At 72.1% G+C, this 16,075-nt stretch carries 12 protein-coding genes; 10 read left to right on the top strand and 2 right to left on the bottom strand.

All coding sequences use genetic code 11. The features are described 5' to 3' along the window. Positions 1–10: 10 nt before the first annotated feature. Both ACIRD7_RS24795 and ACIRD7_RS24800 read left to right on the top strand, forming a co-directional pair. Positions 11–1,003, top strand: coding sequence for an ATP-binding cassette domain-containing protein (locus ACIRD7_RS24795; RefSeq protein WP_403456854.1), 993 nt, complete (start codon positions 11–13; stop codon positions 1,001–1,003). Then, complete coding sequence (locus ACIRD7_RS24800) at positions 1,000–1,821, top strand: ABC transporter permease (RefSeq protein WP_403456856.1); 822 nt, start codon at positions 1,000–1,002, stop codon at positions 1,819–1,821. Before ACIRD7_RS24795 ends, ACIRD7_RS24800 begins: the two co-directional genes overlap by 4 nt. 78 nt (positions 1,822–1,899) lie before the next feature. Here the strand turns inward: ACIRD7_RS24800 and serC are convergent, their stop codons facing one another. Then, entirely contained in the window at positions 1,900–3,018 is a 1,119-nt protein-coding gene (serC, locus tag ACIRD7_RS24805) for a phosphoserine transaminase (protein ID WP_403456857.1), read from the bottom strand. A 116-nt stretch (positions 3,019–3,134) separates the two neighbouring features. Between serC and ACIRD7_RS24810 the strand changes: the two genes are divergently transcribed. The 3 genes from ACIRD7_RS24810 (at position 3,135) to ACIRD7_RS24820 (ending at position 8,574) form a co-directional block, all read left to right on the top strand. After that, the gene (locus tag ACIRD7_RS24810) at positions 3,135–6,029 is read left to right on the top strand and encodes an FAD-binding and (Fe-S)-binding domain-containing protein (RefSeq protein WP_403456860.1); all 2,895 of its coding nucleotides are present in this window, start codon (positions 3,135–3,137) and stop codon (positions 6,027–6,029) included. Between the two features lie 164 nt (positions 6,030–6,193). After that, entirely contained in the window at positions 6,194–7,327 is a 1,134-nt protein-coding gene (locus tag ACIRD7_RS24815) for a lipid II:glycine glycyltransferase FemX (RefSeq protein WP_403456861.1), read from the top strand. A 188-nt stretch (positions 7,328–7,515) separates the two neighbouring features. Further along, positions 7,516–8,574: an EamA family transporter gene (locus tag ACIRD7_RS24820; protein ID WP_403456863.1), complete on the top strand. Its 1,059-nt coding sequence runs from the start codon at positions 7,516–7,518 to the stop codon at positions 8,572–8,574. Positions 8,575–8,633: 59 nt separating this feature from the next. On the opposite strand, the gene ACIRD7_RS24825 is transcribed toward ACIRD7_RS24820, so the two are convergent. Continuing rightward, positions 8,634–8,771, bottom strand: a complete 138-nt coding sequence (locus ACIRD7_RS24825) for a hypothetical protein (RefSeq protein WP_403456865.1) — start codon at positions 8,769–8,771, stop codon at positions 8,634–8,636. A 188-nt stretch (positions 8,772–8,959) separates the two neighbouring features. Here ACIRD7_RS24825 and ACIRD7_RS24830 point away from each other — a divergent pair, with 188 nt between their 5' ends. Genes ACIRD7_RS24830 through ACIRD7_RS24850 form a run of 5 tightly spaced genes read left to right on the top strand, consistent with a single transcriptional unit; the run spans position 8,960 to position 16,075 of the window. After that, positions 8,960–9,754, top strand: a complete 795-nt coding sequence (locus ACIRD7_RS24830; protein WP_403456867.1) for a TIGR03084 family metal-binding protein — start codon at positions 8,960–8,962, stop codon at positions 9,752–9,754. Next, complete coding sequence (locus ACIRD7_RS24835; RefSeq protein ID WP_403456869.1) at positions 9,751–11,439, top strand: acyclic terpene utilization AtuA family protein; 1,689 nt, start codon at positions 9,751–9,753, stop codon at positions 11,437–11,439. Before ACIRD7_RS24830 ends, ACIRD7_RS24835 begins: the two co-directional genes overlap by 4 nt. Further along, positions 11,436–13,034, top strand: coding sequence for an acyl-CoA carboxylase subunit beta (locus ACIRD7_RS24840; protein ID WP_403456871.1), 1,599 nt, complete (start codon positions 11,436–11,438; stop codon positions 13,032–13,034). Before ACIRD7_RS24835 ends, ACIRD7_RS24840 begins: the two co-directional genes overlap by 4 nt. A gap of 4 nt (positions 13,035–13,038) precedes the next feature. Next, positions 13,039–14,880: a biotin carboxylase N-terminal domain-containing protein gene (locus tag ACIRD7_RS24845; protein ID WP_403456872.1), complete on the top strand. Its 1,842-nt coding sequence runs from the start codon at positions 13,039–13,041 to the stop codon at positions 14,878–14,880. 55 nt (positions 14,881–14,935) lie between these two features. Further along, the gene (locus tag ACIRD7_RS24850; protein WP_403456875.1) at positions 14,936–16,075 is read left to right on the top strand and encodes an acyl-CoA dehydrogenase family protein; all 1,140 of its coding nucleotides are present in this window, start codon (positions 14,936–14,938) and stop codon (positions 16,073–16,075) included.

Genomic DNA, 16,075 nt, shown 5'->3' on the forward strand with positions numbered 1-16,075 from the left:
AGGGGGACCCATGGGGGACGACGGATACGCGGTGCGGGCCGAGGGGCTGGAGAAGCGCTACGGCGACAAGCGCGCACTCGACGGCTTCGATCTGACCGTCCGCGAGGGCACGGTGCACGGGCTGCTCGGCCCGAACGGCGCCGGCAAGACCACGGCCGTACGCATCCTGACCACGCTGATCAGGCTGGACGGCGGCCGGGCGAGGGTGGCCGGCCTGGACGTGGCCCGGCAGCCGCGCGAGGTCCGGGCGCGGATCGGACTCACCGGGCAGTACGCCGCCGTGGACGAGGTGCTCACCGGCCGGCAGAACCTGGAGATGTTCGGCCGGCTCTTCCACCTGGGCGGCAGGCGCGCGAAGCTGCGGGCCACCGAGCTGCTGGAGCAGTTCGATCTGACCGACGCCGCCGACAAGGGCGTCGGCAAGTACAGCGGCGGCATGCGGCGCCGCCTCGACCTCGCCGCGTCGATGATCCTGGCGCCCGCCGTGCTCTTCCTCGACGAGCCCACGACGGGACTCGACCCGCGCAGCCGGGGCGAAGTCTGGGAGTCCGTACGGGCGTTGGTGGCGGGCGGCACGACCGTGCTGCTGACCACGCAGTACCTGGAGGAGGCCGACAAGCTGGCCTCGCAGATCACCGTCATCGACCAGGGGCGGGCCATCGCCGACGACACCCCCGACGGGCTGAAGAACCTCGTCGGCGGCGACCGTATCGAGGTCGTGGTCGCCGAGCGGTCCGACATCCCGCGCGTGGTGAAGGTGATCGCCCGTGTCTCGGACGGCGAACCCGAGGCGGACGAGGAGGAGTCGCGGGTGCACGCCCCGGTGACCGACCGGGTGTCCGCCCTCACGGACGTCGCGCGCACGCTCCAGGACGAGGGCGTCCAGGTCGAGGACATCGGACTGCGCAGGCCCAGCCTCGACGACGTGTTCCTGCGCCTGACCGGACACCGCACCGAGAAGACCGACCGGACCGACAAGACCGGCAAGGGGGCCGTCGCATGACCGCCGTAGACCTGACCGTCCCGGCCACGCGCGGCCGCCTGTACTGGACCCTCGCCGACGTCTGGAACATCGTCCGCCGAGGCCTGACCCACTACCAGCGCCAACCCGTCAACATCGCCTGGCAGCTGGGCTTCCCCATCCTGTCCGTCCTGCTCTACGGCTATGTCTTCGGCAGCGCCATGAAGGTGCCCGGCGGCGGGGACTACAAGGACTTCCTGATGCCGGGCATGTTCGTGATGACCATGGCGTTCGGCTTCATCAACACCGCGACGCTCGTCGTGTACGACTCGACGAAGGGTGTCATCGACCGCTTCCGCTCGATGCCGATGGCCTCGTCGGCCGTCGTCGCCGGCCGGGGCATCACCGATCTGCTCGCCGCGTGCGCGGAGTTGGCGATCATGATGCTGACGGCCTTCGCGATGGGCTGGCGCCCGGACGGCGGACTCGGCTTCCTCGGCGCCTTCGGGCTGCTGCTGTGGCTGCGGTTCGCGCTGATCTGGATCGGGGTCTGGCTGGGTCTGCTGGTTCCCAACCCGGAGGCCGCCGGCGGCCTGTTCGCCGTCGCCTTCCCGCTCACGATGATCTCCAGCATCTTCGTCGCGCCGCAGCTGATGCCGGACTGGCTGGGCTGGGTGGCGGCGTGGAACCCGATCTCCTCCACGGCCGCGGCCGCCCGTGACCTGTTCGGCACGCCGGCCGGGGGCGGGGACTCCTGGGTCGAGCAGCACGCGCTGCTGATGGCCGGCGTGTGGCCGGTGATCCTCACGGCGATCTTCCTGCCGCTGGCGGTACGGAGGTTCCAGAAGCTGAGCCGGTGAGAAGCAGCGCTCACGGACGCGCGAAGGGCGCCCCGCGGTGATCCGCCGGGCGCCCTTCGCACAAGGTGGCCGGAGTGGTTACAGCTTCTCGATCACGTAGTCGACGCACTTCGTCAGCGCCTCGATGTCCGCCGGGTCGATCGCCGGGAACATCGCCACGCGGAGCTGGTTGCGGCCAAGCTTGCGGTACGGCTCCGTGTCGACGATGCCGTTGGCGCGCAGGACCTTCGCGACGGCGGCGGCGTCGATCTCGTCCGTGAAGTCGATCGTGCCGATGACCGCCGAGCGCTTGGCCGGGTCGGTGACGAACGGGTTGGCGTACTTGCTGTCCTCGGCCCAGCCGTACAGCGTGCGCGCGGAGGTGGCCGTGCGGCGCACCGCCCAGTCCAGGCCCCCCTGGCCGTTGATCCACTCCAGCTGCTGGTTGAGCAGGAAGAGGGTCGCGAGAGCCGGGGTGTTGTACGTCTGGTTCTTGCGGGAGTTGTCGATCGCCGTGGGCAGCGAGAAGAACTCCGGGACGTGGCGGCCGGACGCGTGCACGCGCTCGGCACGCTCGATCGCGGCCGGCGAGAAGACGCCGATCCACAGGCCGCCGTCGGAGGCGAAGGACTTCTGCGGGGCGAAGTAGTAGACGTCGGTCTCGGAGACGTCGACCGGGAGGCCGCCGGCGCCCGAGGTGGCGTCGACCAGGACCAGCGCGCCCTCGTCGGCGCCCGCGACCCGCTTGATGGGCATGGCCACGCCCGTCGAGGTCTCGTTGTGGGTGAAGGCGTAGACGTCGACGCCCGACTGGGCGACCGGCTCCGGGTGCGTGCCCGGCTCGCTGGTGATGACGTCCGGCTCCGCGAGCCACGGGGCGAGCTTGGCGGCCTTCGCGAACTTCGAGCTGAACTCACCGAAGGTGAGGTGCTGCGACCTGTTCTCGATCAGGCCGTGCGTCGCGATGTCCCAGAAGGCCGTCGAGCCGCCGTTGCCGAGGACGACCTCGTAGCCGTCGGGCAGCTGGAACAGCTCGCGGATGCCCTCGCGCACCTGCCCGACCAGGTTCTTGACCGGGGCCTGGCGGTGGGAGGTGCCCATGAGGGAGGTACCGGTCGCGGCCAGCGCGTCCAGCGCTTCCGTCCGCACCTTGGAGGGGCCAGCGCCGAAACGTCCGTCGGCGGGCTTGATGTCAGCGGGAATCTGGATCTCAGCCACGGAAGGGAGGTTAGCCGGTGGAGGAAACCTGGGTGAAACCTCGTCCGTCGGGTGAGACGCGTTTCGGCGGGCGCCGGACCTGTGGGTAGTCCCGGGAGGGCTGATTGAGTGGACGTATGTCGGAACTTGAGGCGGAGCTGCGCAGGGTCGTCCGGGGCGAGGTCGGGTTCGATGTCACCTCCCGGGCGTTGACGACCATGGACGCGTCGAACTACCGGCGTGTCCCCCTGGGTGTGGTCGCACCACATGACGCCGACGACGTAGCCGCGGTGCTGGAGGTGTGTCGGAACCACATGGTGCCGGTCGTGGCACGGGGCGGCGGCACCTCCATCGCCGGGCAGGCCACCGGCACCGGCGTCGTGCTGGACTTCACCCGGCACATGAACCGGCTCGTGTCCCTGGACCCGGACACCCGCACCGCCGTGGTCCAGCCCGGCCTCGTCCTCGACCGCCTCCAGGAGGCCGCCGCCAAGCACGGCCTGCGCTTCGGGCCCGACCCCTCCACGCACAGCCGCTGCACCCTCGGCGGAATGATCGGCAACAACTCCTGCGGCTCCCACTCGGTGGCCTGGGGCACGACCGCGGACAGCGTGCGCGAGCTGGACGTGATCACCGGGCGCGGGCAGCGGCTGCGGCTCGGGCCGGGCTGGGCCGGTGCGCCCGAGGGGCTGCGGGAGCTGGTGGACGGGGAGTTCGCCCGGCTGCGGACCGGCTTCCCCGAACTGCCGCGCCGCATCTCGGGGTACGCGCTCGACGCGCTGCTGCCCGAGAGGGGCGCCGACGTCGCCCGTTCCTTCTGCGGCAGCGAAGGCACCCTCGGCATCCTCACCGAGGCGGCCGTACGCCTCGTCGAGGCGCCACGCGCGCGTGCGCTCGCCGTGCTGGCGTACGCCGACGAGGGCGCGGCGGCGGAAGCGGCGGCAGGCCTGCTGCCGTACGGGCCGCTGACCGTGGAGGGCATGGCACAGGACCTGGTGCCGCAGGCGGCGTCGGCCGCGCTGCCGCGAGGCGGGGCCTGGCTGTTCGTGGAGACGGGCGGGGAGTCCGAGAGCGAGGCACGCGCGCGTGCGGAGACGGTCGCGCGGGCCGCCGACGTCGTCGACTCGCTCGTCGTCACCGATCCCGCCGGGCAGCGGACCCTGTGGCGCATCCGTGAGGACGCCAGCGGCACGGCGACGCGGATGCCGGACGGCAGTGAGGCCTGGCCGGGCTGGGAGGACTGCGCGGTGCCGCCGGCGCGCCTCGGGGCGTACTTGCGCGACTTCCGTGCGCTGCTGGCCACGCACGGGCTGCGCGGGACGCCGTACGGGCACTTCGGGGACGGCTGCATCCACGTCCGGATCGACTTCGACCTGCTGACGGAGGCGGGCGTCGGCCGCTTCCGGCGCTTCTCGGAGGAGCTCGCCGACGTCGTCGTGGCCCATGGCGGCTCGCTGTCCGGGGAGCACGGGGACGGGCAGGCGCGCGCCGAGCTGCTGCCGAGGATGTACGGCGCGGACATGGTCCGTCTGTTCGAGCGGGCCAAGGGGGTGTGGGACCCGGACGACCTGCTCAACCCCGGGATGTTGGTGCGCCCCGCCCCGCTCGACGCCGACCTCCGTTTCTCCGTCCTCCCCCGCGAGCCCGTGGACGTCGCCTTCGGCTACCCGGCCGACGGCGGTGACTTCTCGGCGGCCGTACGGCGCTGCGTCGGGGTCGCGAAATGCCGTACGACGTCGACGAGCGGCCCCGCCGTCATGTGCCCGTCCTTCCGTGCGACCGGCGAGGAGGAGCACTCCACGCGCGGGCGCGCCCGGCTGCTGCACGAGATGCTCGCCGGGGAACTGGTGACCGACGGGTGGCGGTCGACCGAGGTGCGCGACGCGCTGGACCTGTGCCTCGCCTGCAAGGGGTGCCGGTCGGACTGTCCCGTCGAGGTCGACATGGCCACGTACAAGGCGGAGTTCCTGCACCATCACTACGCTGGACGGCGGCGTCCGGCCGCGCACCACAGCATGGGGCGGCTGCCGCAGTGGCTGCGCCTCGTCGCACGCACGCGTACCGCTTCGTCGGTCAACGCGCTGGCCCGGATACGGCCGCTCGCGTGGGCGGCGAAGCGGATCGGCGGCATCGCGCCGGAGCGGGACATTCCGCGGCTGGCGGTGCGGACGTTCAGCCGGTGGTGGGAGGGGCGGGAGAGGACCCCGGTCGGCGCCACCGGTGACCTGGTCATCCTGTGGCCGGACACCTTCACCGAGCACCTCTCGCCGTCCGTGGGGAAGGCGGCCGTACGGGTGCTGGAAGCGGCCGGGCTCCGGGTGGCGCTGCCGCCGACGCTGCGTCTGCGGACGGGGGTGGAGGGCCAGGGCGTGAGCGTGGCGATGGACCCGTTGTCCCTCCTACGGGGCCGGCAGCGCGTCTGCTGCGGGCTGACGTACGTCTCGACCGGGCAGCTCGACCGTGCCCGCGCGGTGCTGCGGCGCACGCTCGACCTGATGGAGCCGGTGCTGGAGACGGCCACCCCGGTCGTCGTCCTGGAACCGAGCTGCGCGGCGGCGCTGCGCTCGGACCTGCCGGAGCTGCTGCACGACGACCCGCGGGCCCGCCTGCTGGCCGACCGGGTCCTGACCTTCGCGGAGACCCTGGAACGGCTCGCCCCCGACTGGACGCCGCCCCGCGTGGACCGCCCGGCGGTCGGGCAGACCCACTGCCACCAGCACGCGGTCCTGGGCGACGCGGCCGACCGAAGGCTGCGCGAGGCCGCGGGACTCTCCGGGGAACTGAGCGGCGGCTGCTGCGGTCTCGCGGGCAACTTCGGCTTCGAGAAGGGGCACTTCGAGGTGTCGGAGGCGTGCGCGGAGGAACGGCTGCTGCCGGCGGTGCGCGACGCGGGGGAGGGGGCGGTGGTGCTGGCGGACGGGTACTCCTGCCGGACGCAGCTGGAGCAGCTTGCCGGGGTGCGGGGGCGGCATCTGGCGGAGGTGCTGGCGGATGGGTTGGAGGGAGGAGCGGAAGGGGAGGGGGTGAGGTGATGGCGGGGCCGGCCCAGGGCCTGAAGGGGGCGCTCCGCTCCGAGGAGTACGGCCCCCTCACGGCCACCGGGGTGAGGTGCCGCGACCGGCGTATCCGGGTCCGCTTCGAGGGGCGGGCGGCTTCGTAGGGTGGGGCGGACAGCCACTCGCAAGGAGCCCCGCCCGTGACCCAGCCGCCCCTTCGCCTGAAGTCCCTCACCCGCGACGAGCACCTCGCCTTCGTCGCGGCCCGCCCCTCCGCCAGCCATATGCAGTTGCCCTCCTGGGGCGCGGTGAAGCCGGACTGGACGGCGGAGAGCCTGGGCTGGTTCGACGAGGAGGGGCGGCCGGTGGGGGCCGGGCTCGTGCTCTACCGCCCGCTGCCGAAGCTGAAACGGTACCTGGCGTATCTGCCCGAGGGTCCGCTGATCGACTGGCACGCGCCCGACCTCGTCGAGCGGTGGCTGGAGCCGATGCTCGGGTATCTCAAGGGCAAGGGCGCCTTCTCCGTGAAGATGGGCCCGCCCGTGGTCGCGCGGCGCTGGAGCCCCGACGCGGTCAAGGCGGCGATCGCCGACCCGGCCGCCCGGCGTCTTCGGGATGCGGAGCCGACGTCGTACGAGCCGGGGGCGCAGGACATCGCCGAACGGCTGCGGCGGTCCGGCTGGCGGCAGACCGAGCCGGGCGGCGAGGACGGCTTCGCCGCCGGTCAGCCTCGGTACGTCTGCCAGGTGCCGTTCGCCGGGCGGTCGCTGCACGACATCCAGGGCGGGCTCAACCAGCAGTGGCGCCGCAACATCAAGAAGGCCGAGAAGGCGGGCGTGAAGGTCGTGCAGGGCGGCTACGAGGACCTGCCCGTCTTCTACGACCTCTACGCCGAGACGGCCGAGCGGGACCGTTTCATCCCGCGTCCGCTGCCCTACTTCCAGCGCATGTGGAAGGCCCTCACCGCCGAGCACCCCGACCGCATGCGGCTCTACCTCGCCCAGCACGACGGCGAGACCCTCGCCGCCGCCACGATGCTGACCGTCGGCGCACACGTCTGGTACTCCTACGGCGCCTCCACCAGCCGCAGGCGCGAGGTCCAGCCCAACAACGCCATGCAGTGGCGCATGATGACCGACGCCCATGAACTCGGCGCCGCCGTCTACGACTTCCGCGGCATCACCGACACCCTGGAGGAGTCCAACCACCTGCTGGGGCTGCTGCGGTTCAAGGTGGGCGCCGGGGGCGAGGCCGTCGAGTACCTGGGGGAGTGGGACTTCCCGCTCAACCGGCTGCTGCACAAGGCGCTGGACCTGTACATGGCACGGCGCTAGCCGCGCCTGCCCGCCCCGCCCGGAACCCGGGGCCCGTCCACACTCTGGGACAGTGGCATAACGGGTTCACACACCTGACGCAGTCCACTACCCTGGACTTGGAAGTGCATTGCGCTGAACAACGCTAAACGAAGCTGAATGAAGCTGAATGAAGCTGAACGAGCCCGAGCCGAGCCCCTGGAACGCCCGTGAGCACCCCTGACGCCGCCGCCGTGACCTCACCGACCTCCGTCCGCGCCGTGCCCGAGCCGGCCTCCGGAGGGTCGGGACGCTGGGGTGCGCTCGGCCCCGTGGGCCTGGTGCTCGCCGGCGGGATCTCGGTGCAGTTCGGCGGCGCCCTGGCGGTGAGCCTGATGCCGCGGGCCGGCGCGCTCGGCGTGGTGGCGCTGCGTCTGCTGGTGGCGGCGGTCGTCCTGCTGGTGGTCTGCCGTCCCCGGCTGCGCGGCCACTCCCGCACCGACTGGGGCACGGTGATCGTCTTCGGTATCACCATGGCCGCGATGAACGGCCTCTTCTACCAGTCGGTCGCCCGCATCCCGCTGGGCCCCGCGGTCACCCTGGAAGTCCTCGGCCCGCTCGCCCTGTCGGTCCTGTCCTCGCGCCGCGCCGTCAACCTCGTCTGGGCCGGACTCGCCCTCGCCGGTGTCTTCCTGCTCGGCGGCGGAGGCTTCGGCAGCCTCGACCCCCTGGGTGTCGCTTTTGCCCTGGCGGCCGGCGCCATGTGGGCGGCCTACATAGTCTTCAGCGCCCGCACGGGCCGACGCTTCCCCCAGGCCGACGGGCTCGCGCTCGCGATGGCCGTGGGAGCCGTCCTGTTCCTGCCCCTCGGCCTCGTCGAATCGGGTACGAAGCTCGCCGACCCGGTGACCCTGGCCCTGGGCGCGGCGGTGGCGATCCTCTCCTCGGTCCTGCCCTACACCCTCGAACTCCTCGCCCTGCGCCGCATGCCCGCGGCGACCTTCGCCATCCTGATGAGCCTCGAACCGGCCGTGGCCGCCACCGCCGGCTTCCTCGTCCTCAACCAGTCCCTGACCGCCGTACAAGCCCTGGCCATCGCCCTGGTCATCGCGGCGAGCATGGGCGCGGTGCGGACGCAGGTGGGGCGGGGGAGGGCGAAGCGCGTGGCGGCCGAGGGGGCCGTGGAGGCGGCGGAGCCGCCGAAGTCCGTGGAGGACGTGGCGGCCGCAGAGCCGCCGTCGTCTCTGGAGACCGCCGCAGCGAAGGCCGTACGGCCCGAGAACGGCTAGGTACGTTCCCGGGCTGTCACTTCGGAGCGCGGAGCCAAGGGCGGGGAGACCTCCGGGGGTTACGCCGACGGCCCAGGGCTCGCCGCCCTCTCGCGCATCAGCAGGTCCCGGACGACCAGGCCGTGCCGGGAGCGCGGTTGGTGCAGTTCCCACAGGCCCACCGCGGTCACCGAGACGGTGGCGCCGAGCACGAGCACGAGCAGGACGCGGACCAGGGCCGGAACGCCTGCGTATGCGTCCTGGGTCGCAGGGCGGCAATTAATGCAAGCACGCTTGCTTGTTTTAGCTCCCGCTGCCATGCTCCTCACCACGCCGCACCACTTCACGCCACACCGCTTCACCCCGCACCACCCCGCACACCGCCGTGCCCCGAGGGGAGCGCACCGTGTCCGATCCGACGCCCGTGTTCGACGATCTGCGCGAGGAGAGCGAGGAACTCGACCGGCTCGTGGCCGGGTTGCGCCCCGAGCAGTGGGCGCTCGCCACTCCGGCGCCCGGCTGGAGCGTCGCCCACCAGATCGCGCACCTCGCCTGGACGGACCACTCGGCGCTGCTGGCGGTGACCGACGTGGAGGCGTTCCACGCGCTGGTGGAGAAGGCGCTGAAGACGCCGGGATCCTTCGTCGACCAGGGGGCGGAGGAGGGGGCGGAGCGGCCGCCCGCCGAGTTGCTCACACGGTGGCGGGACGGCAGGGCCGCCCTGGACACGGCGTTGCGTGCGGCACCCCGTGGCGCCAAGTTCCCCTGGTACGGCCCGCCTATGTCCGCCGCCTCCATGGCCACGGCCCGACTCATGGAGACCTGGGCCCACAGTCTGGACATCGCCGACGCACTCGGTGTGGTGCGCACACCCACCGACCGGCTCAGGCATGTGGTGTGGATCGGGGTGCGCACCCGTGACTTCGCCTTCGGCGTGCACGGTCTCCCGGCCCCCCTCGACGCCTTCCGCATCGAGCTCGTCTCGCCCTCGGGCGAGTTGTGGGTGTACGGCCCCGAGGACGCCCCGCAGCGCGTGACCGGCCCGGCGCTCGACTTCTGCCTCCTGGTCACCCAGCGCGCCCACCGCTCCGACCTCGCCCTGCGCGCCGAAGGCGAGGACGCCGACCGCTGGTTCGACATCGCCCAGGTCTTCGCCGGCCCGCCGGGCAAGGGCCGCGCGCCGAAGGGGGCCGCGCAGTGACGTCCGCGCCCCGCCCGCTGCGGATCGGCAACGCCTCCGGCTTCTACGGCGACCGCTTCGACGCCATGCGCGAGATGCTCACCGGCGGCGAACTGGACGTCCTCACCGGCGACTACCTCGCCGAACTGACCATGCTGATCCTCGGCCGTGACCGGCTGAAGGACCCCCGCTCCGGATACGCACGCAGCTTCCTGCGACAGCTGGAGGAGTGCCTCGGGCTGGCGCACGAGCGGGGCGTCCGGATCGTCGCCAACGCGGGCGGCCTCAACCCGGCCGGACTGGCGGACGCCGTACGGCAGTTGGCGGACCGGCTCGGCCTCCCCGTGCGCGTCGCCCATGTAGAGGGCGACGACCTCAAGGAGAGGTATCCGGACAGCCTCGCCGCCCACGCCTACCTCGGCGGCTTCGGCATCGCGGCCTGTCTGCGCGAGGGCGCCGACGTGGTGGTGACCGGCCGGGTCACCGACGCGGCCCTGGTCACCGGGCCCGCCGCCGCCCACTTCGGGTGGGGGCCCTCGGACCACGACCGGCTCGCGGGAGCCGTCGTCGCCGGGCATGTGCTGGAGTGCGGGGCACAGGCGACCGGCGGCAACTACGCGTTCTTCGACGAGGACAGCGCCGCCCGCCCCGGCTTCCCGCTCGCCGAGCTCCATGAGGACGGCACCTGCGTCATCACCAAGCACCCCGGCACCGGCGGCCTGGTCGACGTCGGCACGGTCACGGCCCAGCTGCTGTACGAGACGGCGGGCGCCCGCTACGCCGGGCCGGACGTCACCGCCCGCCTGGACACCGTACGGCTCACCCAGGACGGCCCCGACCGGGTACGGATCGACGGCGTACGGGGTGAGGCCCCGCCCCCCTCCCTCAAGGTCGGCGTGAACCGCCTCGGCGGCTTCCGCAACGAGGTCGCCTTCGTCCTGACCGGCCTGGAGATCGAGTCCAAGGCGGCCCTCGTGCGCCGGCAGATGAGCGACGCCTTCGCCAAGGCGGAGCCGGCCGAGGTGCGGTGGGACCTCGTCCGCACCGACCGGCCCGACGCGGAGACCGAGGAGACCGCGAGCGCACTGCTCAGGCTGGTCGTGCGGGACCCGGTCCAGGAGAAGGTCGGACGGGTGCTGAGCGGGGCGGCCGTGGAGCTGGCGCTCGCCAGTTACCCCGGCTTCCATGTGCTCGCACCACCCGGGAAGGGCACCCCCTATGGGGTCTTCGAGGGTGTGTACGTCCCCCATGGTGCCGTCGACCATGTGGCCGTCCTCCACGACGGACGACGGATCCCTGTGGCGCCGGCCCACGACACCGCCGTACTCGACGACGTTCCGGAGCCGCCGCTGCCGGAGCCGTTGCCCGCCGGGCCCACGAAACGCGCCGCGCTCGGTCTCGTCGCGGGCGCCCGCAGCGGTGACAAGGGCGGGAACGCCAACGTCGGTGTGTGGGCGCGCACGGACGACGCCTGGCGCTGGCTCGCGCACGAGCTCACGGCCGAGCGGTTCCAGGAGCTGATTCCCGAGAGCCGCCGGCTGAAGGTCACCCGGCACACGCTGCCAGGCCTGCGCGCCCTCAACTTCGTCGTCGAAGGCATCCTCGGCGAGGGCGTCGCCGCCCAGCACCGCTTCGACCCGCAGGCCAAGGCCCTCGGTGAATGGCTGCGCGGCCGCCACCTCGACATCCCGGAGATCCTCCTGTGACCGTCCTCGCCTCCGCCCTGGACCCCGGCAGCCCCGAATACGCGGCCAACCGCGAGGCCATGCTCGCCAAGCTCGCCGAACTCGACACCGAGCACGCCAAGGCCCTCGCGGGCGGCGGCGAGAAGTACGTCGCCCGGCATCGCAAGCGCGGCAAGCTGCTGGCCCGCGAGCGCATCGAGCTGCTCCTGGACCCCGACACGCCCTTCCTGGAGCTGTCCCCGCTGGCCGCCTGGGGCAGCGACTACGCGGTCGGCGCGTCCCTCGTCACCGGCATCGGCGTCGTCGAGGGCGTGGAGTGCCTGATCACCGCCAACGACCCGACCGTACGCGGCGGAGCGAGCAACCCCTGGTCCCTGAAGAAGGCCCTGCGCGCGAACGACATCGCCCTCGCCAACCGGCTGCCCGTCGTCAACCTCGTCGAGTCGGGCGGCGCCGACCTGCCGTCCCAGAAGGAGATCTTCATCCCGGGCGGCGCCATCTTCCGGGACCTGACGCGGCTGTCGGCGGCCGGGATCCCCACCGTCGCGGTCGTCTTCGGCAACTCGACCGCCGGCGGCGCCTACGTCCCCGGCATGTCCGACCACGTGATCATGGTCAAGGAGCGCGCCAAGGTGTTCCTCGGCGGCCCGCCCCTGGTGAAGATGGCGACCGGCGAGGAGAGCGACGACGAGTCGCTGGGCGGCGCGGAGATGCACGCGCGCGTGTCGGGTCTCGCCGACTACTTCGCGGTCGACGAACCGGACGCGCTGCGGCAGGCACGGCGGGTCGTGGCCCGCCTCAACCACCGCAAGGCCTACGGCGATCCGGGCCCGGCCGAGGCCCCCAAGTACGACGCGGACGAACTGCTCGGGATCGTGCCCGGCGATCTGCGCACCCCCTTCGACCCGCGCGAGGTCATCGCCCGGATCGTCGACGCCTCGGACTTCGACGAGTTCAAGCCGATGTACGGCACGAGCCTGACCACCGGCTGGGCGGCCCTGCACGGCTATCCGATCGGGGTGCTGGCGAACGCCCAGGGCGTCCTGTTCAGCGAGGAGTCGCAGAAGGCCGCCCAGTTCATCCAGCTCGCCAACCAGCGCGACATCCCGCTGCTGTTCCTGCACAACACCACCGGCTACATGGTCGGCAAGGAGTACGAGCAGGGCGGCATCATCAAGCACGGCGCGATGATGATCAACGCGGTCAGCAACAGCCGCGTGCCGCACCTGTCCGTCCTCGTGGGCGCGTCCTACGGCGCCGGGCACTACGGGATGTGCGGGCGCGCCTACGACCCCCGCTTCCTGTTCGCCTGGCCGAGCGCCAAGTCGGCCGTCATGGGCCCGCAGCAGCTCGCCGGCGTGCTCTCGATCGTCGCCCGCCAGTCGGCCGCGGCGAAGGGACAGCCGTACGACGAGGAGGGCGACGCGGCCCTGCGCGCCATGGTGGAGCAGCAGATCGAGTCGGAGTCGCTGCCGATGTTCCTGTCGGGGCGGCTGTACGACGACGGCGTCATAGATCCGCGCGACACCCGCACGGTCCTCGGTATGTGCCTGTCCGCCATCCACACGGCCCCCTACGAGGGCGCACGCGGTGGCTTCGGCGTCTTCCGGATGTGAGGCAATGATTACTTCTGTTCTGGTGGCGAACCGGGGCGAGATCGCCTGCCGCGTCTTCCGCACCTGCCGTGAGTCGGGAATCCGGACGGTGGCCGTCTACTCGGACGCCGACGCCAACGCCCTCCACACGCGCGTGGCCGACACGGCCGTACGGCTGCCGGGATCGGCGCCGGCCGACACGTACCTGGACGGCGGACTGATCGTGAAGGCGGCCGTGGCGTCCGGCGCGGACGCCGTGCACCCCGGCTACGGCTTCCTTTCCGAGAACGCCGACTTCGCTCGCGCCGTCCTCGACGCGGGACTGGTCTGGGTCGGCCCGCCGCCGGAGGCCATCGAGGCGATGGCGTCCAAGACGCGGGCGAAGGAGCTGATGGGGCTGGCCCCCCTGGAGGAGGTCACCGAGGCCGACCTCCCCGTGCTGGTGAAGGCGGCCGCGGGCGGCGGAGGGCGCGGCATGCGGATCGTGCGCCGTCTGGAGGACCTGAGCGCCGCGCTGGAGAGCGCCCGCTCCGAGGCCGCGAGCGCCTTCGGCGACGGCGAGGTCTTCGTCGAGCCGTACGTCGAGAACGGCCGCCACGTCGAGGTGCAGATCCTCGCCGACACCCACGGCACGGTCTGGGCCCTGGGCACCCGCGACTGCTCCCTGCAGCGCCGCCACCAGAAGGTGATCGAGGAGGCCCCGGCACCCGGACTCTCCGAGCAGCTCACGGATGAGCTCCACGCGCTGGCCGTACGCGCCGCCCGCGCCGTCGACTACGTCGGCGCCGGCACCGTCGAGTTCCTGGTGGCAGGCGACAAGGCGCACTTCCTGGAGATGAACACCCGCCTCCAGGTCGAACACCCCGTCACGGAAGCCGTCTTCGGCCTCGACCTCGTCGCCGAACAGCTCCGCGTCGCCGAAGGCCACCCCCTCGCCGACGGGCCGCCACGCGCGTGTGGCCACGCCGTCGAGGCCCGCCTCTACGCCGAGGACCCGGCTCGCGACTGGGCCCCGCAGACCGGCACCCTGCACCGCTTCGCCGTACCCGAGGGCGTCCGCCTCGACACCGGCTTCACCGACGGTGACGACATCGGCGTCCACTACGACCCCATGCTCGCCAAGCTCGTCGCCCACGCGCCCACGCGCGCGGAGGCGGTCCGCAAGCTCGCCGGCGCCCTGGAACGGGCGACACTGCACGGCCCGGTAACCAACCGGCACCTCCTCGTGCGCTCTCTGCGCCACGAGGAGTTCACGTCCGCCCGCATGGACACCGGCTTCTACGACCGCCACCTCACCGACCTCACCGAGCCGTCCCCCGACCCGCACGCCGCCCTGGCCGCCGCCCTCGCCGACGCCCACGGCCGCTCCCGCTTCGGCGGCTGGCGCAACGTGCCGTCCCAGCCGCAGACCAAGCGCTACAAGGTGGCCGGCGAGGAGATCGAGGTCCACTACCGCCACACCCGCGCGGGCCTGGAGGCGGACGGGGTGCGCGTCGTACACGCCGACGCGTCCCTGGTCGTGCTCGAAGTGGACGGCGTACGGCGGAACTTCGAGGTCGCGCGATACGGCGACGAGATCCACGTCAACACCACCCGCTTGGCCGCACTGCCCCGCTTCCCCGACCCCACGGCACAGCACGCCCCGGGTTCGCTGCTCGCGCCGATGCCGGGAACGGTGGTGCGCGTGGCCGAGGGCCTGACAGAGGGATCGACCGTAGCGGCCGGTCAGCCCCTCCTGTGGCTGGAGGCGATGAAGATGGAACACAAGATCACAGCGCCGGCCACGGGAACGCTGAGCGCTTTGAATGCCGTACCTGGCCAGCAGGTGGCAGTCGGCTCATTGCTCGCGGTAGTGCAAGAAACCTAGGGGCGCGGGGAACTGCGCGACCAGCCACACACAACCCGCACCCGGGAGGAGTCCCATGCCCACCACTCTCGAAACCGATGAACACAAGGCCCTACGAGCCGCCGTAGCCGCCCTCGGCAAACGCCACGGCCGCACCTACGACCGCGAGGCCCTCTGGTCCGAAGCCGCCAAACTCGGCTACCTCGGCGTCAACCTCCCCGAGGAGTACGGAGGCGGAGGCGGTGGCATAGCCGAACTCTCCATCGTCCTCGAAGAGCTGGGCGCAGCCGGCTGCCCCCTGCTGATGATGGTCGTCTCACCCGCCATCTGCGGCACGGTCATCGCCCGCTTCGGCACGCAAGCCCAGAAACAGCACTGGCTCCCCGGCCTCGCCGACGGCACCCGCACCATGGCCTTCGGCATCACAGAACCCGACGCCGGCTCCAACAGCCACCGCATCACCACCACCGCCCGCCGCGACCCGGACACCGGAGACTGGCTTCTGACCGGCCGCAAGGTCTTCATCTCCGGCGTCGACATCGCCGACGCGACCCTCATCGTCGGCCGCACCGCGGACGCCCGAACCGGCAACCTCAAGCCCTGCCTGTTCATGGTCCCGCGCGACGCCGAAGGCTTCACGCGCCGCCAGATCGACATGGAACTCGCCGCCGCCGAGAAGCAGTTCGAGCTCACCCTCGACGACGTACGGCTCCCCGCCGACGCCCTCGTCGGCGACGAGGACGCAGGGCTCCTCCAGCTCTTCGCCGGCCTCAACCCCGAACGCATCATGACGGCCGCCTTCGCGATCGGCATGGGCCGCTACGCCCTCGCGCGTGCCGTCGAGTACGCCCGCGAGCGCACCGTCTGGAAGGCCCCCATCGGCGCCCACCAGGCCATCGCGCACCCCCTCGCGCAGGCGCACATCGACCTGGAACTGGCCCGCCTGATGATGCAGAAAGCGGCCTACCTGTACGACGCCGGCGACGACGTCGGCGCCGGCGAGGCCGCCAACATGGCGAAGTACGCGGCCGGGGAGGCCTGCGTGAAGGCCGTCGACCAGTCCGTGCACACCCTCGGCGGCAACGGCCTCACCCGAGAATTCGGGCTCGCCTCGTTGATAACCGCGGCGCGCGTGTCTCGTATTGCTCCGGTGAGCCGGGAGATGATTCTCAACTACGTCTCCCACCAGACCCTGGGCCTGCCCAAGTCGTACTGA

The organism is Streptomyces sp. NPDC093568 (genome assembly GCF_044764945.1).
Lineage (GTDB): Bacteria > Actinomycetota > Actinomycetes > Streptomycetales > Streptomycetaceae > Streptomyces.

Excerpts from the sequence above, each read along its gene's own strand:
- ACIRD7_RS24795 (WP_403456854.1), top strand. The coding sequence starts at position 11 with ATGGGGGACGACGGATACGCGGTGCGGGCCGAGGGGCTGGAGAAGCGC.
- ACIRD7_RS24845 (WP_403456872.1), top strand. The coding sequence starts at position 13,039 with ATGATTACTTCTGTTCTGGTGGCGAACCGGGGCGAGATCGCCTGCCGC.
- ACIRD7_RS24800 (WP_403456856.1), top strand. The coding sequence starts at position 1,000 with ATGACCGCCGTAGACCTGACCGTCCCGGCCACGCGCGGCCGCCTGTAC.
- ACIRD7_RS24810 (WP_403456860.1), top strand. The coding sequence starts at position 3,135 with ATGTCGGAACTTGAGGCGGAGCTGCGCAGGGTCGTCCGGGGCGAGGTC.
- ACIRD7_RS24850 (WP_403456875.1), top strand. The coding sequence starts at position 14,936 with ATGCCCACCACTCTCGAAACCGATGAACACAAGGCCCTACGAGCCGCC.